Here is an 18,891-nt window from a genome sequence, read left to right as displayed (position 1 = left end):
GTACGGAGGCCCCGGCGCCGGTGACGCGGCGGCCGGGGCCTCCGGCGTGAGGGGGGCGGGAGGGGCCAGGGGGCGGTCAGGAGCCGGTCAGGAGGCGCTGCTCCCGGGGACGCGGGTGGTGGTGTCTTCGAGCTGTGACACCGGCTCGGGGGGCTGCTTCAGCAGTCCGGTGGACTGCTTCACTTGCTCGGGGGACTGCTTCACCGGCTCGATGGGCGGCTTCGCCGATCCGGTGGGCTGCTTCACCGGCTCGGTGTCGGTTTCCTCCGGCACCCGCCGCATCAGCAGCCCGTATCCGAGACCGGCCACCGTGCCGATGACGGCGCACGTCCCCCACAGCCAGGCGGCGCCCCACCGGTCGATGACGAAGCCGGACATCAGCGGGGCGACCAGGGCGGCGACCGCCCAGGACGAGGTGTACATGCCCTGGTAGCGCCCGCGCCCGTGCACCGGGGAGAGGCGTACGACGAGACCGGTCTGGGTGGGCGCGTTGACGATCTCGGCGAGCGTCCACACGCAGACGGTGAGGGCGAAGACCCCGACCGACCCGGCGAAGGCGGTGAGCCCGAAGCCGTACCCGGCCAGCAGCGAGGAGACGACGAGCAGCCGGCGCGGGTCGCGGTGCTCGATCAGCCGCGTGACGGGCAGCTGGAGGACGACGATCAGGACGCCGTTGACGGCGATGGCCATGCCGAAGTCCGCGGGCGTGAAGCCGGCCTCGCCCATGGCGACCGGGAGTCCCAGGTAGCCCTGCTGGAAGACGAGGGCGATGAGGAAGGACAGCCCGACGACGCTCATGAACCGGCCGTCGCGCAGCACGGTACCGAGGGAGACGGGCTCCTCCGCCGTCTCCCCCGGACCGGCGGCCTGCCGCTCCGGGCGGGACTCGGGCAGCTTGACGAAGACGAGCACGGCGCAGACGAGCGTCATCCCGGCCTCGATCAGGAAGCCGGCGAGGTAGCTGACCTCGGCGATGAACCCGGCGCCCACGGAGGAGATCGCGAAGCCGAGGTTGATGGCCCAGTAGTTGAGCGAGAAGGCCCGGATGCGGTCCTCCGGCCGCACGATGTCCGCCATCATCGCCTGCACGGCGGGCCGGGAGGCGCTGGACGCCATGCCGACGAGGAAGGCGACGGCCGCGATGGCGACGGGGTCGTGGACGAAGCCGAGCAGGGCGACGGACAGCGCCGTCGCGGTCTGGGCGACGAGGAGGGTGGGCCGCCGCCCGAGCCGGTCGGTCATGACACCGGCGCCGAGGGACGAGATCACCCCGCCGAGCCCGTGGAGCGCGACGACGAGACCGGCGTAGGAGGCGGAGTAGCCGCGGTCGAGGGTGAGGTAGAGCGCCATGAAGGTGGCGACGAAGGCGCCGAGCCGGTTGACCAGGGTGCTGGCCCACAGCCACCAGAAGGCGCGGGGAAGCCCCGAGACGGACTCGCGCAGGGCACGTCTGACTCCGGTGACTGACATGAGTGGCCCCCAAGGCGCCCGGGCCCGGCCCGGGACGACGTGTACGTGGCTGACGCCGACGTGTAAGTGTCTGTTGCGGCGAGCACACATTACGAAGGCGGGGCCCTCGGCGGCCACTCGATTAACAGATCCCGTCAACCGTCCGCCAGACGGGCAGGGCGCGCGGCCCGCGCGGGGCGTCGATTACGCTCGGGCACATGGCCGACGCACCGTACAAGCTGATCCTCCTCCGCCACGGCGAGAGCGAGTGGAACGAGAAGAACCTGTTCACCGGCTGGGTGGACGTCAACCTCACCCCGAAGGGCGAGAAGGAGGCGACGCGCGGCGGCGAGCTGCTCAAGGAAGCCGGCCTGCTGCCCGACGTGCTCCACACCTCCCTCCAGAAGCGCGCGATCCGCACGGCCCAGCTCGCGCTGGAGTCCGCCGACCGCCTGTGGATCCCGGTCAGCCGCAGCTGGCGCCTGAACGAGCGTCACTACGGCGCCCTCCAGGGCAAGGACAAGGCGCAGACGCTCGCGGAGTTCGGCGAGGAGCAGTTCATGCTGTGGCGCCGCTCCTACGACACCCCGCCGCCGCCGCTCGACCGTGACGCCGAGTACTCCCAGTTCTCGGACCCGCGCTACGCGACCCTCCCCCCGGAGCTGCGTCCGCAGACGGAGTGCCTCAAGGACGTCGTCGTCCGGATGCTGCCGTACTGGTTCGACTCGATCGTCCCGGACCTCCTCACCGGCCGCACGGTCCTGATCGCCGCCCACGGCAACAGCCTCCGCGCGCTGGTCAAGCACCTGGACGGCATCTCGGACGCCGACATCGCGGGCCTCAACATCCCGACGGGCATCCCGCTGTACTACGAACTCGACGCCGACTTCAAGCCGGTCACCCCGGGCGGCAAGTACCTCGACCCGGAGGCCGCGGCGGCGGCGATCGAGGCTGTGAAGAACCAGGGCAAGAAGAAGTAAGCGCCCACGAGTAAGCCCCCTGCCTGCGGTTTCTCCGCCGGGAGGGGGCTTTTCGCTACCTCTGGGCTGTCAGGTGCGGGACGGCTCCGGCCGGGCCGTGTCGAAGACGGCGGCGACCGCCTTGCCGGTGCGCTCCTGGCTGGACGGCGTCAGGTGCGCGTACACGCGGAGCGTCAGGCCCGGGTCCGAGTGGCCCAGGTACTCGGCGAGGGCCTTGATGTTCTCCCCCGCGTCCAGGAGCACCGAGGCGTAGAAGTGGTGCAGCGCGTGCATGCCGTTCTCACGGGACTCGGCGTACGGCCGGCCCCGCTCAGGCACGGGGATGACGCCCGCCGCAGCCAGCGCAGGCTTCCACGCCTCCTCGTTGAGAGACGTCCGCCGGACGTGCCCGCCGCGCGGCCCGGTGAAGACGATGGGGTGGCCGGGCAGGCGACGGGGGACTGAGGGCGGTGCGGTCAGACCTGGACGCCGAAGTCCTGAGCGATGCCGCGCAGACCGGAGGCGTACCCCTGACCGACCGCACGGAACTTCCACTCTCCGCCGTGCCGGTACAGCTCTCCGAAGACCATCGCCGTCTCCGACGAAGCGTCCTCGGACAGGTCGTAGCGCGCAATCTCCTGGCCACCCGCCTGGTTCACCACACGGATGAACGCGTTGCGCACCTGCCCGAAGCTCTGGCCACGCACCTCCGCCTCGTGGATGGAGACCGGGAACACGATCTTCGCGACCTCGGCCGGCACGGCGGTCAGGTCCACCTTGATCGACTCGTCGTCGCCCTCGCCTTCGCCGGTGAGGTTGTCGCCGGTGTGCTCCACCGAACCGTCCGGACTCCTCAGGTTGTTGTAGAAGACGAAGTGCTGGTCGGAGATGACCCTCCCGGACGCATCGCAGAGCAGAGCGGAGGCGTCCAGGTCGTAGTCCGCACCGGTGGTGGTGCGCACGTCCCAGCCCAGACCGACCACGACGGCGCTCAGGCCCGGCGCCTCCTTGCTCAGCGACACGTTGCCGCCCTTGACCAGGGTGATTCCCACGACTCGTCCTTTCGATGGTGGGCCTTCTGTACGGTCACTGTGTGACAACGCGGACCCTACCTCCATAGTTCCCACGCTTGCGCAACACATAAAGTATTGACGTGGCAGGCTCCGCACCGGGCGGGCCGGCCCGGTGACGGCGAGGAGTGTCAGATGTTCTCCGATGTGGGCCCGCTGGAGCTCCTCACACTGATGACCCTCGCCGTCCTGCTCTTCGGCCCGGACAAGCTGCCGGAGATCATCCAGAACGTGGCCGGATTCCTGCGCAAGGTGCGGGAGCTCTCCGAGAGCGCCGAGCAGGAGATCCGCTCCGAACTGGGGCCGGAGTTGAAGGATCTCGAGTTCGAGGACCTGCACCCGAAGACGTTCCTGCGCACGCACGCCCTCGACGGCGACAGCCTCGGTCTCGACGAGATCCGCAACGCCCTCGACCTGGGAGCGGAACTGACACAGGTCGCCGACGCCGTACGCGGAGCGGCCGACGGCGCCCCGCAGGACGCGGCCGCACCGGGGCGCGTGTCCCTGACGAAGGACACGGCGGCCGGAGCGCCTGCGCGCCCGGCCTTCGACCCCGATGCCACCTAGATGACCGAAGCGACCGCGACCTGCCTCAGGGTTTACCTTGATTGCGCAACCGATAAACTGTTTGTCGTGGAGACTTCCGATGTGACGGAATGGGAAACCGCGGTGCTCGACGGAGGGCCCGCGGACGGGCTGCGACTGAGGGTCTCCGACCGGCCGCGCGTGATCCAGGTGACGTACCCCTGCCAAGTGGAGGCCGCACCGCGCGGCGTGCACGCCGAGGGGGTGTACGTCTACCGCCGCGACCACGGAGTGGGCAGCCAGCCGTTGCGGTACGGCTTCGACGTCGCCAGCCCTTGACGGGCGCGACCGCGGAACTCAGTGGCCCGGGCGACTCTCGGCGTCCGGGCCGGCCGCGGCGGTCCCGCCGGGAGCGGCCCGGACGACGCGCGCCACGGGCTCGGGAGCGGTCGCACGCTCGGCCGGGGCCGCGGAGTGCTGTGCGGCGCTGTCCTCCTTCATGGCCCTGACCTCGCTCTTGAGGATGCGCATCGACGTGCCCAGCCCGCGGGCGGCCTCGGGCAGCTTCTTCGAGCCGAACAGCACGATGATCACGATCGCCACGATCAGCAGATGCCAGGGTTCCAGTGCGTTGCGGAGCATCCCGCCCACCCCTTCTCTCGTCGGCCAGCAGTGCCCACCGGACGGCGCACACCTTCTGGATTGATTGCTATATTGCGCAACTGTATAACCATGGGGTGGGGTCAGTCAGTCGTCCCCTCCGTATGAGTCGGACGGACGAGGGCACGCGGATGACCACCACCAGCGACCGGGCCATACCCTCCCGCCACCGGCACCGGCACCGGCACCGGGCCGAGCCGCCCCGCCGTGGCGGCACACGTGGCAGGCGCGCGGCGCAGCGCCGCAAACGCAGCCCGCTGCGGACAGTGATGCTCGTCGCGCTGGCGGTGGCGGTGCTCGGCACGGCCGGCCTGGGCCGGGTCTACCTGAAGCTGAACGGCACCATCGACACCTTCGACGGCGACGGCCTGTCCAGGAACCGCCCCGGGACCGGCTCGTCCAAGGGAAAGAACATCCTGGTCATCGGCTCGGACGCGCGCACCGACGGCAACGATGCGCTGGGCGGCGGGAGCAAGAACGACATCGGCCGCTCCGACACGGCGTTCCTGCTGCACGTCTACGCCGACCACAAGCACGCGATCGCGGTGTCCATCCCGCGCGACACCCTGGTCACCATCCCGCCGTGCAAACTGCCCGACGGCAGCTGGACCGAACCCCGGACCAACACCGCGTTCAACTCGGCCTTCTCGGTCGGGCAGACCGAGAAGGGCAACCCGGCCTGCACCCAGAACACGGTGGAGGCGCTCACCGGGCTGCGCGTCGACCACACGATCGTCGTGGACTTCAAGGGCTTCGCGGAGCTGACGGACGTGGTCGGCGGGGTGGAGGTGTGTGTCCCGCAGGACATCCACCAGGGGGACCTCAACCCCAACCGCCCCACCAAGGGCAGGCTGATCTTCAAGAAAGGCGAGCAGGCCGTCTCCGGTCAGAAGGCGCTGGACTACGTCCGTATCCGGCACGGCATCGGCGACGGCTCCGACATAGGGCGGATCAAACGCCAGCAGGCCTTCGTCTCCAGCCTCCTCAAGAAGATCAAGAGCGACGGCCTCACCCCGACCAAACTGCTGCCGCTCGCCACCGCCGCCACCGAGTCCATGACCGTCGACCCGGGGCTGGGTACGGCGAACAAGCTGATCTCCTTCGCCATGTCGCTGAAGGACATCGACCTGCACAACACCAAATTTGTGACCGTTCCCTGGCGCTACGAGGGTTCGCGCATCGCGATCGTCGAGCCGGACGCCTCCGACCTGTGGGCCTCGCTCAAGGCCGACCGCACCCTCGACGGCAAGGACGCCAGCGGGAGAAAGGGCACCCCCGCAGCGTCCGCGTCCGCCTCGCCGAGCCCCGGCGAGAGCATCTCCGGGGACGGTATCGACGTCACCGTGTACAACGGCACCACCATCAGCGGCCTGGCCTCGAAGGCCGCCGCCACGCTCACCGACCACGGCTTCACCGTCACCGGCACCGCCAACGCGCGCAGCCGGCAGCATCCCACCACGGTCATCCAGTACGGCACGGGCTTGCGGAGCCAGGCCGCGACGGTCGCCAGGCTCTTCCCGGGTTCCGAACTCGAGGCCATCGGCGGATCGAGGATCAACGTGGTCGTGGGCGCCGCCTCCGCCACAACCGGCTCCTCCGCGTCGGCGGCACCGACCGCCGCCCCCGGCTCGGTGGCGGACGATGCCCGATCAGCCGACGACGACCTGTGCTCCAACCTGTCGTACGGATCCGGTGGCTGACGGGAGACCCGGCGGCGCGCTCTCCTCCCCCGCGATGCCGGTGGCCGCTTCGCCCCCTTCGCCCCGTGCGAGCCGGCGCCTCACCATGTCGTCCCCCGCTCCGCACGCCGTCGCTCGTAGCGCGCCCTGCCCGCCAGGAGGACGGCGATGTAGAGCACGAGAACGGCCGTGAGCAGCAGGTAGTACACGGCCGGAAGCGCGGTCAGACCGAGCCACGGCCCGAGGGGGGAAGGCGGCAGCAGCAGGCCGATGGCGGCCAGCGCCGCCGCGGCCCAGGTGAGTGGGCCCGGCCTGTGGCCTTCGACCCGGTGGCGGCCGGCACGCAGCAGCAGCATCACCAGGGCCTGGGTGAGCAGGTTCTCGGTGAACCAGCCGGAGTGGAACACCGCCTCGTCGTCCCCGGTCCCCGGACCGTGCAGGGCGAACGCGAGGATGCCGAAGGTGGCGAGGTCGGCGGTGGCGTTGATGACGCCGAAGGCGGTGATGAAGCGCAGCAGGTCGCGCGGGCGCAGGGCGGTCGGCCGCCGCAGCACCGAGGGGTGCGGGCGGTCGTAGGCGAAGGCGAGCTGGGCCGCGTCGAAGCACAGGTTCTGTACCAGGACCTGTGCCGGGAGCATCGGCAGGAACGGCAGGAGCAGACCGGCCGACAGCATCGCGATGACATTGCCGAGGTTCGAGGACAGCGTGATGTGCAGGTAGGTGGCGATGTTGCCGCTGGCGTGCCGGCCTGCGCGGATGGCGTGGGCGATCGCGGTGAGGTCCTTCTCGGCGAGCACCACGTCGGCGCCCTCGCGGGCCACGTCGGCGGCGCCGCGCGGAGCGATGCCGACGTCGGCGGCGCGCAGCGCGGGCAGGTCGTTGACGCCGTCGCCGAGGAAGCCCACGGTGTGCCCGGCCGTCTGCAGCGCCCGGATGATCCGGGCCTTGTGCTCGGGGGTGCAGCGGGCGAACACGGTCGTACGGCGGGCCAGGTCGGCGAGGTCGGCGTCGGTGAGGCCGTCGATGCGGTCGGCGGTGAGCACACCGTCCTCGGCGACGGGGATGCCGAGGTCGCGGCAGGCACGGGCGGCGGTGCCCGGGTGGTCACCGGTGAGGATCTTGACAGTGACGCCCCGCTCGTTGAAAACGTTCAGCGCGTCGACGGCGGTGGGCGCGAGCGCGTCCCGCAGGGTGACCAGGCCGCGGAAGGTGAGGCCGCGTTCGTCGGCCGGGGTGTAGTCACGGGCGCGTGCCGGGCGTTCGGCGGTGGCGACCGCCAGGACGCGCAGTCCGCCGTCGGCCTGGTCGGCGGCGAGGACGCGGAGCCGTTCGCGGTCGTCCTCCGGCAAGGTGCAGCGTTGCAGGACGGCCTCGACGTCCCCTTTGACCACCAGGGTGTGCGTGCCGAGACGCCCGGGCGTGCGGACGACAGCGGTGGCGAGGCGGCGGCGGGGATCGAAGGGGATGGCCGCTGTCCCGTCGTACGCCATGAGCGTGTCCTCGTCGGCCGCGTCCAGGATCGCCTCGTCGAGGGCGTCGGGTGCCGGCAGGTCGGCGAGTTGCAGGTTCCACCAGGCGTTCACGGCGGCCCAGTGCAGGACCCCGGAGTCGTCCTGGCCGCCCGGACCGAGAGCGCGGTCGACGACCGGCCGGTCCTGGGTGAGCGTGCCGGTCTTGTCCAGGCACAGGACGTCGATGGCTCCGACGTCGTGCAGCGCCGGCAGCCGCTTGACGATCACCCTGTGCGTACGGGCCAGGAGCGAGGCCCCACGGGCCAGACAGGTGGTGACGATGACCGGCAGCATCTCCGGCGTCAGCCCTACCGCCACCGCGACCGCGAACGGCAGCGTCTCCAGGCCGCGCCCGCGCAGCGCCGCGTTGGCCATGAGGACCAGCGGCGGAGTGAGCAGCATGAACCGGATCAGGATCCAGGAGATGCCGTGCACGGAACGGTCGAAGGCGCTCGCCTCCGCCCGGCCGGAGACTCGGCCGTGGGCGGCGGCGAACCGGGTGTGCGCGCCGGTCGCGGTGACGACCGCGGTGGCGCTGCCGGAAGCGACGCTGCTGCCCTGGAAACACAGCTGCGGCTGGTCGAACACGCCGCCCCCGGCTCTGCGGGGGGTGTCGTCCGCGCACTTCGCGACGGGGGCCGACTCCCCCGTCAGCGCGGCCTGGTGCACGGTCAGGCCGCTCGCACGCAGCAGACGTACGTCCGCCGGAACCAGGTCGCCCGGCCCGAGCCGGACCACGTCACCGGGAACCAGCTCGGCCACGGGAACCTCGCGGACCGTCGGCGTCGCGGCCGTGCCCTCGTCGTCCACCCGACGCAGCACGGTGGCGGTGGTGGCGACCAGCTCGCGCAGTCCGGCCATGGACCGGTCGGCCCGGTGCTCGCCGGATGCGCGCAGCACGCAGCTCACCACGACCAGGAGGAGGATCACCGAAGCGGTCCCCCAGGCGAAGACGGCGGCCGACACCACCCCGAGGCACAGCAGGACCGCGGTGAAGGGGTCCCGCAGGCTGCGGACGAACAGCCGCGGCCACGAGGCCGCGCGCTGGGCCGGAACCGTGTTCGCGCCCGCCCTGGCCAGACGCTCCTCGGCCTGCGCTTCCGTCAGACCGCGCGGACCACTGTCGAGCCGACGCAGCACTTCCAGCACGGACGGCACCGCGAGTCCCGGACGATGCCCCACAGCGGCGGCACTTTGGCCGCTGCCCGGCGTCGGTACGGCCACGGGCCCGGACATCCCGGCGTGCCGTCCCGAAGCCGTGGCGGTCTCATCCACCGGTCCCACGCAGCCGGCGTACCGGTGCGGAGGCTTGATACGAGCGCGCGGTCAGCTGCCCGACCATCACGCGCACCACCGTCACGATGTCGGGGTCGTCGACGTAATAGACCTGTCGTCTGCCCTCACGGCGCGAGCGCACGAGCCCGGCGAGCTTCAGCTTCGCCAGATGCTGGCTGACCGCGGGCAGCGCACCGCCCACCCGGTCGGCGAGGTGCGTGACATCGCTCTCGCCCTGGGACAGCGCCCACATCAGGTGCAGCCGGGCCGAAGAGGCGAGCAGCCCGAACGCCGCGGCCGCCTCCGCCAGAACATCGGCGGACGGATCCTCGAAGCCACCGGCGTTCTCCAGCACAGTCTTCTCCGTCCCGCCCACATCACAACCGCCGCACACGCGTCCGTCCAGTGTAGGCGCGCGACCTCGGCGTATCTGCGCTGCCAGGAATCCGGCCGTCCTGCCGACGGCCGGCCACGAGGGGATCGGCCGGATGCCGGTCCTCGCGTTGGTTGTCGACGGCCGCTCCCGGCTCGTCGTCATCGAACGCCTCGTCCATCGGCGCACCGCCGACCAGGCCGGCCGCGCCTGCACCGACGAGCGCGCCGGTGCCGAAGCGGCGCCCGCCTCCCTGTTGCTGATGGTGGTCCGCGGACGACTGCCCGCACGCCTGGATCGGCCGGGGCACGCCTCACTGCGGGGACCACTTCCGGTTCCCGGATCGCGCAGTGTCATGAGCAGGTGACGAAACCTCGACGCATCAGGGGCAGCTGCCGACGGCCCACGCCCATGCCTCCAGAACTTTCCCCAGATTTGCGCAATCAGGCAACCTACAGCATCGGCACCAGGCGGGCTCCGCCAGGCCCGACTGGACCGGAGGACACCAACGTGGGCATCATCGGCTGGATCATTCCCGGCCTGCTCGCCGGAGCCATCACCAAGATCCTGCTGCCTGGCCGCGACCCGGGCGGCCTGATCGGCACGACACTCATCGGCATCGTCGGCGCGTTCGTCGGCGGCCGGCTCTCCGCCCGCTTCCTCGACCGTCCGGTGGAGAAACACTTCTTCGACCTTTGCACCTGGGGCGTGGCGATCGACGGCTCGCTGGTCCTGCTCATCGGCTACCGCCTGCTGTTCGGCAACTCGCGCGACTGACCGAGTACCGGCCCCTCGGCCACAGGCCAGCCGCTCTCCTAAAGCAGGTGTCGCAAGTTCGAATCCTGCCGAACGCGCCGCGTCCGTAGCGCCAGCGTTCCCCGGTCCGCCGGTTGATCCCGACGATCCGGCACGCTTCCGTGTTGCTCACGCCCTGCTGCATGAGCCGGAAGTATGCCTCCCGCTCACGAGTGAGCTTCCTGGGTCCCTGCGGCTGCCGGTCCTCACGGATCTCGAAGTCCATGCCACCCCTTGAGCTGGGGTGTTGCAACGACTCCTAGAACCCAAGGTCACGGCCCGGGGCCTTTGACATCCACTTCTGACATCAACGAGGGCGGTCACGCCCGACCGGGGTGCCTCTTCCTGAGCAGCCGGTCCATGTGGCTCATGGCCTCCCGCTGCGTGTCCTGCACGACGTGCGTGTACACGTCCATCGTGATGCTGATCTGGCTGTGCCCCAGAATCTCCATGGTGGCCCGCGGGGCGACGCCGGCCGCCGTCAGCAGCGTGGCGCAGCCGTGCCGCGCGTCGCGCAGCCGGACCACCCTCAGCCCTGCACCGGCCACGATGCGCATGAAGGACCGGTAGACGTTCCGCGGCTGATCGGCCGGCCGTTGTTGCACGTGACGAAGACATAACCGGTCTCCAACCAGGCGTCGCACGTGCGCGCGAACGCCTCGCACTGCCGCAGCCGGTGCCAGCGCAGCGGCACGATACACAACGCAGGCATCGGCACCACGTGGCTATGGCGGCTCCACCAGCGACGCCACGTTTCGCGTAAACAGTTCCTCGCGCACGGTCGCCGTGAGTGCCGTGCGCAGCACCCGGTGCATCTCTTTCGCGGTCGCGCCCGTGTGGGCGTTCTGCACTCGGGTGATGAAGCGGCGCAGGTCCGCCACTCTCAGCCGTACCTCGACTTTGCAGGCGGAGGCGAGTACGCCAAAGCCTCAGCCCATCGGGAACCAGCGCGTCGGCGCCGACGTCTGTGGACCATGAACTCTGAGGCGAAAGAGGATGGATCATGCAGGTTCAGGTCAGTGTTGAAGGCGTGAATGACATTGAGAAGGAAGCCGAGTTGAGGTCGCTGCACAGTTGGCTTCAATCGGACCGGCACACGAGGCGCCTCACGGCCCCGCAGCTAGGGGCGGTAGACCCACCCGTACCAGGAGCGCAGGGGTCGGTGATCGACGTCCTCTCACTTGTGCTCGGTTCAGCTTTCAACGCCGCTTCATTGGCTCTGAGCCTCATCAGCTGGCGCGCCACGCGGCCGCAACAACCCATCCTGACGGTTCGTCGGCCCGACGGAACAACCGTCGAGATCAATACCGGCTCGCCAGAGGAGGCACGCGCCCTCCTCGAACGGCTCGGGCTCGAATAGGCGCGGCCGAGCCGTGGACCACCTCCCCTGCCCGGATCGTTCACAGGTCGTCCTCATCGGTGCCAGCAGATACTTCCACTTAGACGACCTGCCCGCCGTACAAGCCAACGTGCCCGCACTGCGAGCGCTGCTGTGCGGGCCCGACGCACCGTTCAGCACGGAGAGCTGCGTCGCTCTGGTCGACCCGGCCACTACCGTCGAGGTATCGAAGGCGGTGCAGAAGGCCGCGCGCGAGGCGACCGACACGCTGCTCATCTACTACGCGGGACACGGTCTACTCGACGACAAGGGTGACCTGCACCTGGCCGTCCCGCAAAGCGACAATGCTTCCGTCTACGACACGGCCGTCCCCTACGACTGGATCAGGCGCCCCATCGAGTCGACCGGGGCGGCCCGCCGCATCGTCATCCTGGACTGCTGCTACGGCGCACGAGCGTTCGGCGTCCAGTCCGAGTCGGTCATCGACCTCGCGGAGGTGGACGGCACTTATGTCATGGCCGCGGCGAGAGAAACGGCCGTGGCTCTCTCCCCGCCCGGGGAGACCTTCACGGCCTTCACCGCCGAACTCATCGAGACCTTGAGCAAGGGTGTGCCAGGTGCGGGCGAGCTGCTCGACCTCAACGTCATCTTCCGCAATGTACGGGGACGCCTGAAGGCCCGGAGCCGACCCACGCCGCTGGACCTGGACCGCAACGGCCTGGGCGCCACCCCCTTTATCCGCAACAGCGCCTATGTGCCTACCGAGCCTCCGACCGATGCCCAACACGACATGCTGCATGTCTTGGAGTCGACGCCACGCACTGCGACAATCGCCCAGCTAGTGGCGTCGGTGAGCCTCCTGAGCGAGAAACGCGCGGCCACCGCTGGCGACCTCGTCCGTATAGCTCTCCAGGTACGAGCGGTCGCTGAGCTCGCCCCGTTTCTGGCTGCTCTCTTCGAGGCCGGCCTTCGTGCTCCAGTCGAGGCCGCGCTGCCGACCCTGTTCCTGACCCGGCCCGTGGAGGAAACCGCGCATCTAGTGGACCTGCTGCACGCGATATCCGCGGACGAGTGTGTCGTCAGCCTGTTGCAGCTTTCCGTGCGGTTGCAGCCAACACAGCAGGCTGTCCAGTTCGCCGAGGCTCTGTGCCGGGCGGACCTCGCTGAACACGCGCGGGTGCTCCTCACAGGTTTCGCACTGACAAGGGACGTGGCAGAGACTGTCCAGCTGATGCAGGAGCTGGCCCATGGCGAGCTGACCGAGCTGCTCATCGAGGTCACGCGATCCGTCTCCGAGCGCCGCGCAGCCTCCGACGTCACGGCGTTGTTCCTGCCGCTGTACGTGGACAACATGCGGGACACTGCGGCCCTCCTTTCCCAGATCGTCGCGGAGAGTCGCAGCGCCATCGACGCCGCCGAGATGATCTCCGTCCTCGTGCGGGAAGGGTACGAACACGAAGCACGGCAGATATTCGCGGTCGCTATGAGCCAACGCGGCCCCGAATACCTGGCAGAGCTGGTCGCGGCCTTGCAGTCGAACCAGCTGGCTGACGCCGCTGCCACTGCCCGGTTCCTGGCAGTACAGCGCTGGTCCATAGAGGAGGTCTCTCAGTTCATCGCGCATCTGCTGGCGGTCGGCCAGCACCAGCACGCGCTGGAGGCAGCCGTGGAAACAGCGCGGGAGCGGACGGTCGAGGAGTTCGCCTCCATCACCTCGCACCTCACCGAACTGATCGCCGACCAGACAATGGGAGAGCTGCTGGATGAGGCGGCCCGAGCGTGTTCGTCCAGTCAGGCCGCCTATCTGGTGACCAAGCTAGACGCCGCGGGGCAGGACGGACCGGCGGACCGTATCTTCTGGCTAAGTCTCCACCGCCCCGTAGGCCACGCCGCCGGAATGCTCCGCCACCTGGACCACGCGGGATCACGGTTCCTCAGCGACGCCGAGCTATCCGATCTTTTGCAGACCCGCCCGCCCAGTGACCTTGCCCGGCTCGCCGTGGCGTTGGAGCGCTCCCTTCCACACAAGTCGGAACTGCTGCTCAGCATTACCGGACGCCCCGTCCACCAGGTAGTCACAATGGTGGACAGCCTGGAGAAGGCAGAAGCCAACACCCTGTCCAACAGGGTGCTCAGGGCGGTCGTCACCGAGTGGAGCATGACAACGCAGGCACAGCTCATCATCGGGCTGGAGGAGCGTTCACAGATCGGTTGCGCCCGGTACCTGGAGCAAAGGGCTTCCCACCATAAGGACTTCGCCGCCGTTCTGCGCACCGCACGGAAGCAGACCAAGCCCGCAGAGCCCTGGTGGCCGTGGTGGCCACGGCAGCGCTTCACCTACCAGCCCTCAACGCACACGCACGTGATGTATGTCGTCAAACGCGATGAAACCGTCTCTGACATTGCGAAACGCTATGGCGTGCGTCAGGCGGGCATCCTCGACGAGAACGACCTCCGGGCCCCGTACACCATCCGTGAGGGGCAGGCTCTGAGCATCCCCCTCCAATCCGACCGCAGGCACTTCATGGTCCCGCCGTTCCCGCGGCGCCTTGCGCCCGGCCGCGTCCATGCGGACGTCGAAGAGTTGCAGAGACTCTTGAAGCGAGCCGGATACCTCGACCAGCTTGTTGTCGAGAGCAATCACTACGGCCCCAAGACCTGCCAGGCGGTAGCCAGACTAAACCGGGAGCACCTCCTGGGCCGGCCCCCCACCCCCAACGACGATCCACGCATTACGCACAAGGGCTGGGATATCGTGCACCGCCTCGCCAGAGGTGGATGAAAGAAGGAGCCTCCCGTCCTCCCCTGGCTCGGCACTTCGGCTGAGCCTCGGCCTGATGACGATTCCGTCAATCCCGTCGCGGCCTCGGCGATCCCCACGCCAAGACCCGGTCGGCCCCCCCTCCCTGCACCGATTGCACAGGCGGCCGAGGGCCTGTGGATGGCGGGTGCCGCGAGGAACGGATTCAGCACACATGAGGCCGGGAAGCCCTGTGAACACTTGAGAACCAGGGAGAGGAATATTCCCAGGCCAGACGCTGCGTAGTCGACGTTTTCGCAGGTCACAGACCCGCCCGGAGAAAACTCCTCAAGCGGGTGTCGCAGGTTCGAATCTGCCGGGGGCACGGGCTCGAAGGGGTCTCACCCACCAGCTCTGGCGGGTGAGACCCCTTCGGCTACACCGTGCTGGTCTGGTCCTCACCTGTCCCAGGGAACATCAGTCTTGCACCGAAGCTGATCGCTCCCAGGGTTCCCAATGCAGGACCGTGACGTATCCACCGTATGCCGCCTTCCCAGTCCCCGGGGGGACCGAATACCACCCATGACGCAACGGCGATGCCGACCGCCATGGTCACGATGCCGGCTGTACGACTTAACCCAGGGCGCATGCCCTCATGGTCCACGATGTTCATCAGGCCCCTCAAGGACAGCCGTACCGGTAGCGTGGCTGAGGACACCGGGAGCGCAGCGAAACATACGCGCGCCTGATCGGTCGGCGCACCCGCCGTCGTGACTGACTGTCGCCGGCTGAGGTTCGTGCCACAACCGTGCCAGATGCAGGGGTCAATCACGGTCAACACCGGTACCCCGCGGTCGAGTACCCGTCCGCTGCCTCGACCGGCGAAGTCGCAGCTCAGGCGTCAGATCACCCAGCCGCTCTCCTAATGCGGTGCTCCGAGAGCGCCGACGCCTCCATCAGTTACGGCCGCTACGCTCGGACTCGTGAGCGATGCTGCCCGAGTGCTAGCTCACCACCGAGTCCACGTCGTACCTGTTGTGCCGGCTCTGGCCAATCCACCCTGAGCCAGTGGATGGCGGACAACGCGCGAGTCTGCTGGATCGAGCGGAGCGAACCTTGGGACCTGGAGTCGCAGCTCATCTGTCAGCTCGACCTGCCACTGAACCTCGACCAGAACCGTCACAGCGCGTTCCACACCCGCCTGAAGGAGCTACGGGCCCAAGCACGCCAGCGAGCGCGGGAGCTGCCGATCAGCTCGTAGTCCTGGCCGACGGGTCGTTGTCCGGGCCGTCCCTGGACCGTCCGAGGCTGCTCGGCAGCGACCAATGACGACCGACGACGGCCACCAGGCGCACGGACCCGCCGCCCCTGACCAGCAAGAACCCAGCTCGCCAAGATCCCCGGCAAGACCCAGGGACAAGAAGTGAGCGAACGCGAGCAAGCCCCCTGCCTGCGGTTATCCGCGAGCAGGGGGCTTGTTGCCGCCTTCGGGGCGTCTCTGGGCCGTCAGGGTACGGATCCGGTGCCCGGTTGCCGCTGTGCGAGTACTGCGACGGCCCTGGCGGGACGGAGTGGGGCAGCCCCCGACGCGCCTCCTGGGCGGGTTCTGCCGGTGAGGGCAAGTTCTAGCTGTGCAACCAGCTGTCGTAAGGCGCGGCGTCCACGAGGTGGTACAGCCCGAAAGCGGCAGCCCCCAGGGCGAAGAGACACAGCCCGGAGCGCAGGAACACCGGGCCCACGACGGTGACCGAGTCGGCCTGACTCGTGAGGGTGCGCCAGTCCCGCATCCGTCGGATGTCCCCCGCACTGAGCCACCAGAAACCGGCACCGAACACGAGGAAGATCGCACCGAAGAAGCCCAGAACACTGACGCCGGCCAGGAATTCCCGTCGGGCACTGTGGCCACTGGTGCTCAAAGTCGCCATCACGAGCGGCACCACACCCAACAGGCCGAAGGCAACCCCCCGCCGCGCGACGCCGCCCGGCCGCAGTCGCGGCAGCATCACGCCGTCTTGGTCCACAGCCATGGCCAGCACCCTGGTCCGCCCGGCCCGAGCAGCCGCAACGGCCCTCGGGCCACCCGTGGGGGATCGCTTTGCTCACCAGTTCCGGGAGCATCAGCCCAGGCTCGCAGAACTCGGACACGAGCCGGTGCGCTTCCGGGAAGAGGTCCGTCCACGCATGCCGTCGAAGGACGAGGCGGAACAGCTGAGCACGGCCACCGGCACACCGGTCATCCTCATCTGCCGCACCGCCCTCACGCACGAAGGCCGCCCGGTCGAGATCAACGAGATGACACTGGACGCCGCCTCGTACGTCCTGGAGTACGACTTCGACGCGAGCCCGGCGAGCACCCGGGCCGGCGGCTGAGTCACCTCACGCGGTCCTGCCGCCGTCAGGGGCGCTGGCGGGATGCGTCACTTCGACCGGGCGGGTCGACTCGCGGTCTTCGCATGACGACGCCTCCCGTCCCCGCGTACGGCGCGGGGGTGGGAGGCGTCGTCGTCGCCGTGCGGCGCGGGTCACTTCGTGAACGTGAAGTACTTCCAGGCGCCGTGGGTCGTCGAGTTGACGGAGTCGCCCGAGGAGCCGTTGACGTACGACGAGCGGATGCGGGCGCGGATGCCCGACTCGCCCGGGGCCTCCAGGCGTACGACCGACTTGCCCTTGCTGTTCAGGGCGAAGTACTCGGCGGCCGTGTCGTGCCAGGCGCCCGCGTACCGGACCTGGAGCTGGACGCGCTGCGCGCGGCCCTTGTAGTAGCTCATGGTCGTGGTGAACACGGGGTCGGTGTTCTTGCGGAAGTAGTGGTACTTGGTGGAGCCGATCTTGCCCGTCCTGTAGTGCTTGGAGACGGCGGTGGAGACGTTCACCCTGGCGTACCCCGTGGACTTCACGGTCTTCGAGGCGTAGCGGGCGTCGCCGGCGAAGACCGCGCTGACGGTGGTGTCACGGCCCATGGTGACGGTCGCCGACAGGTTGCCCTTGGAGTTGACCTTGCCGGTCCTCAGCAGCTTCCTCGGCTTGTCGGCGCCGAAGGGGTCCGCGTAGATCGAGACGGTGCGGTTCTTGTACGTCGTGCCGAGGTGCGCCGTGAAGGTGACCTTCTTGCCGTACGCGTACACCTTGCCGTTGTTGTTCAGGGTCAGCGAGGCCGCCTTGCGCGAGACCACCACGGCGTCCGAGCCGGAGGCGGGGGCGTGCGTGGCGTCGCCCGCCCAGGTGACCTTGTAGGTGACCTTGCCGCCGGCCGGCGGGGTGTCCGCGAAGGAGAAGCTGCCGTCCGCCTTCGTCCTGACGGACGCCAGTGCCTTGCCCTTCGGCGACTCGACGTCCGTGCGCGTCACCTTCAGGACGGTCCCGGCCGGCGGGAGCGTCTTCGAGGTCAGCTTGCCGGTGACGGTGAGCTTCTTGGCCCGCTCCGACTTCGCCGGGGCCGACACCTTGAGGGCGGGCAGCTCCTTGGTGGGGTCGGTCAGGGCACGCAGGGTGTGGGTGCCGTAGGTGTTCACCGAGACGGCGAAGACCCGGCTCGCGTCCGGCGCCCAGGCCAGCGCCCCGTCCACGAGGGTGTCGGCGCCACTGCTGTTGCCGGTGTTGGGGAAGTCGTACTCCCGCACCGGCACCGGGTCACCGGGGCGGTGGATGTGGACGTCGGGGTCGTACCAGGAGAAGCTGCCGCCCGCGATGCTGCCGTCGGGCGCGATGCGCACGGCGTTCGGGTAGGCCTCGATGGGATAGCCCGGCTGCTCGGTGAGGTCGGCGGTCGAGTAGGCGCCGAGGCTGTAACCGTGGCCCTGGCCCCACGAGGTGAGGACCTGCTCGCCGTCCGGCGTCAGGTCCAGCTGCTTCACGCCGCTGCCCATGTACGCCGTGGCGCGCAGGGCGGCTCCGTCGGCGGAGACGTCGTAGACGGCGACGTAGCTGCCGCCACCGGCCACCAGGGTGCCCGGGACGGCGGGGTCGGACGCCAGGATGGCATGGGCGCCGTAGAAGCCGGCGTCGCCCCGCTGGCCGAGGTGCACGACGGGCTCGGGACCGGAGAGGTCCAGCGAGCCGAAGTCCGCGCCGTGGGCGAACCAGACGCGGCCGTCCACCACCTCCAGGTCGCCGGGGGCCGCGCCCACCGGGTAACTCGCCGTCTGCGTGTAGGTGCTGGTGTCGACCGAGACGATCCGGTCGCCCTTCGTCACGGCGGCGTACACCTGGCCGCCGTCGTCGGAGACGGCCAGGCCGGACACTCCGGACAGGCCCGTGAGCGTCGCCCTCACGGTGCCGTTGTAGTCGGTGACGACGATCTTTCCGCCGGTCGGGTCGGAGACGTAGACCCGCTGGTGGGTCCCGTCGACGACGATGTCGCCGACCGAACTCACCGGAAGGACCTTCGCGGAATCGGCCGCCGCCGGTGTTGCCGCGCCCCCCACCAGAGCCGCGGAACTGAGGACGACCGCGAGTGCCGTCGCGGTCGCGATGCTGCGCCTGCGCACAGTGATGTGCCCCCAAGGAAGAAGTCCGG

Annotated in this window: 16 protein-coding genes and 4 pseudogenes; 10 read left to right on the top strand and 10 right to left on the bottom strand. The window is 69.4% G+C overall.

Features of this window, described 5'->3' with window-relative positions; translation table 11 throughout:
• Positions 1-87: 87 nt before the first annotated feature.
• The gene (locus ACIQ8B_RS08255) at positions 88-1,470 is read right to left on the bottom strand and encodes an MDR family MFS transporter (protein WP_403546179.1); all 1,383 of its coding nucleotides are present in this window, start codon (positions 1,468-1,470) and stop codon (positions 88-90) included.
• A gap of 197 nt (positions 1,471-1,667) precedes the next feature.
• On the opposite strand from ACIQ8B_RS08255, the gene ACIQ8B_RS08250 reads away from it, so the two are divergent.
• Complete coding sequence (locus ACIQ8B_RS08250; protein WP_290001631.1) at positions 1,668-2,429, top strand: phosphoglyceromutase; 762 nt, start codon at positions 1,668-1,670, stop codon at positions 2,427-2,429.
• 69 nt (positions 2,430-2,498) lie between these two features.
• On the opposite strand, the pseudogene ACIQ8B_RS08245 reads toward ACIQ8B_RS08250, so the two are convergent.
• Positions 2,499-2,873 (bottom strand): annotated as a pseudogene (locus ACIQ8B_RS08245) (site-specific integrase); the annotation flags it as partial.
• An 11-nt stretch (positions 2,874-2,884) separates the two neighbouring features.
• Positions 2,885-3,460 (bottom strand): TerD family protein, encoded by a 576-nt coding sequence (locus ACIQ8B_RS08240; protein ID WP_403546177.1) that lies wholly within the window; start codon positions 3,458-3,460, stop codon positions 2,885-2,887.
• 153 nt (positions 3,461-3,613) lie between these two features.
• On the opposite strand from ACIQ8B_RS08240, the gene ACIQ8B_RS08235 reads away from it, so the two are divergent.
• Both ACIQ8B_RS08235 and ACIQ8B_RS08230 read left to right on the top strand, forming a co-directional pair.
• On the top strand, positions 3,614-4,045 hold the full coding sequence (locus ACIQ8B_RS08235) for a sec-independent translocase (RefSeq protein ID WP_403546175.1): 432 nt from the start codon (positions 3,614-3,616) through the stop codon (positions 4,043-4,045).
• Positions 4,046-4,111: 66 nt separating this feature from the next.
• Complete coding sequence (locus tag ACIQ8B_RS08230) at positions 4,112-4,342, top strand: hypothetical protein (RefSeq protein WP_403546173.1); 231 nt, start codon at positions 4,112-4,114, stop codon at positions 4,340-4,342.
• An 18-nt stretch (positions 4,343-4,360) separates the two neighbouring features.
• Here ACIQ8B_RS08230 and tatA read toward each other — a convergent pair whose 3' ends face one another.
• A complete protein-coding gene (gene tatA, locus ACIQ8B_RS08225) occupies positions 4,361-4,645 on the bottom strand; it encodes a Sec-independent protein translocase subunit TatA (protein ID WP_403546171.1) in 285 nt (94 codons plus the stop codon).
• Positions 4,646-4,794: 149 nt separating this feature from the next.
• On the opposite strand from tatA, the gene ACIQ8B_RS08220 reads away from it, so the two are divergent.
• Entirely contained in the window at positions 4,795-6,363 is a 1,569-nt protein-coding gene (locus tag ACIQ8B_RS08220) for an LCP family protein (RefSeq protein ID WP_403546169.1), read from the top strand.
• Between the two features lie 80 nt (positions 6,364-6,443).
• Here ACIQ8B_RS08220 and mgtA read toward each other — a convergent pair whose 3' ends face one another.
• Both mgtA and ACIQ8B_RS08210 read right to left on the bottom strand, forming a co-directional pair.
• Positions 6,444-9,089, bottom strand: a complete 2,646-nt coding sequence (gene mgtA / locus ACIQ8B_RS08215; protein ID WP_403546389.1) for a magnesium-translocating P-type ATPase — start codon at positions 9,087-9,089, stop codon at positions 6,444-6,446.
• A gap of 31 nt (positions 9,090-9,120) precedes the next feature.
• Positions 9,121-9,483 (bottom strand): ArsR/SmtB family transcription factor, encoded by a 363-nt coding sequence (locus ACIQ8B_RS08210; RefSeq protein ID WP_403546167.1) that lies wholly within the window; start codon positions 9,481-9,483, stop codon positions 9,121-9,123.
• Positions 9,484-9,616: 133 nt separating this feature from the next.
• On the opposite strand from ACIQ8B_RS08210, the gene ACIQ8B_RS08205 reads away from it, so the two are divergent.
• Both ACIQ8B_RS08205 and ACIQ8B_RS08200 read left to right on the top strand, forming a co-directional pair.
• Positions 9,617-9,868 carry a hypothetical protein gene (locus ACIQ8B_RS08205; protein ID WP_403546165.1) on the top strand — a complete coding sequence of 84 codons (252 nt, stop codon included), beginning with the start codon at positions 9,617-9,619 and terminating at the stop codon, positions 9,866-9,868.
• Between the two features lie 143 nt (positions 9,869-10,011).
• Positions 10,012-10,278: a GlsB/YeaQ/YmgE family stress response membrane protein gene (locus tag ACIQ8B_RS08200; protein WP_403546163.1), complete on the top strand. Its 267-nt coding sequence runs from the start codon at positions 10,012-10,014 to the stop codon at positions 10,276-10,278.
• A gap of 73 nt (positions 10,279-10,351) precedes the next feature.
• Here ACIQ8B_RS08200 and ACIQ8B_RS08195 read toward each other — a convergent pair.
• Positions 10,352-10,522, bottom strand: a pseudogene (locus ACIQ8B_RS08195) (helix-turn-helix domain-containing protein); the annotation flags it as partial.
• Positions 10,523-10,616: 94 nt separating this feature from the next.
• Positions 10,617-11,183 (bottom strand): annotated as a pseudogene (locus ACIQ8B_RS08190) (tyrosine-type recombinase/integrase); the annotation flags it as partial.
• 116 nt (positions 11,184-11,299) lie between these two features.
• Between ACIQ8B_RS08190 and ACIQ8B_RS08185 the strand changes: the two are divergent.
• From ACIQ8B_RS08185 to ACIQ8B_RS08175, 3 genes are all read left to right on the top strand, one after another.
• Complete coding sequence (locus ACIQ8B_RS08185; RefSeq protein WP_403546161.1) at positions 11,300-11,656, top strand: hypothetical protein; 357 nt, start codon at positions 11,300-11,302, stop codon at positions 11,654-11,656.
• 13 nt (positions 11,657-11,669) lie between these two features.
• Positions 11,670-14,417, top strand: a complete 2,748-nt coding sequence (locus ACIQ8B_RS08180; protein ID WP_403546159.1) for a caspase family protein — start codon at positions 11,670-11,672, stop codon at positions 14,415-14,417.
• An 883-nt stretch (positions 14,418-15,300) separates the two neighbouring features.
• Entirely contained in the window at positions 15,301-15,636 is a 336-nt protein-coding gene (locus ACIQ8B_RS08175; RefSeq protein ID WP_403546157.1) for a GIY-YIG nuclease family protein, read from the top strand.
• A gap of 364 nt (positions 15,637-16,000) precedes the next feature.
• On the opposite strand, the gene ACIQ8B_RS08170 is transcribed toward ACIQ8B_RS08175, so the two are convergent.
• Positions 16,001-16,402 carry a DUF6336 family protein gene (locus tag ACIQ8B_RS08170; RefSeq protein WP_403546155.1) on the bottom strand — a complete coding sequence of 134 codons (402 nt, stop codon included), beginning with the start codon at positions 16,400-16,402 and terminating at the stop codon, positions 16,001-16,003.
• Positions 16,403-16,499: 97 nt separating this feature from the next.
• Here ACIQ8B_RS08170 and ACIQ8B_RS08165 point away from each other — a divergent pair.
• Positions 16,500-16,745 (top strand): annotated as a pseudogene (locus ACIQ8B_RS08165) (UTRA domain-containing protein); the annotation flags it as partial.
• Positions 16,746-16,897: 152 nt separating this feature from the next.
• Here the strand turns inward: ACIQ8B_RS08165 and ACIQ8B_RS08160 are convergent.
• A complete protein-coding gene (locus tag ACIQ8B_RS08160; protein WP_403546153.1) occupies positions 16,898-18,748 on the bottom strand; it encodes a YncE family protein in 1,851 nt (616 codons plus the stop codon).
• Positions 18,749-18,891 lie beyond the last annotated feature (143 nt).

It is taken from the genome of Streptomyces sp. NPDC096105 (genome assembly GCF_044763335.1).
Lineage (GTDB): Bacteria > Actinomycetota > Actinomycetes > Streptomycetales > Streptomycetaceae > Streptomyces.
The sequence above is the reverse complement of the archived record's forward strand: the minus strand, read 5'-3'. Positions and strand labels throughout refer to the sequence as shown.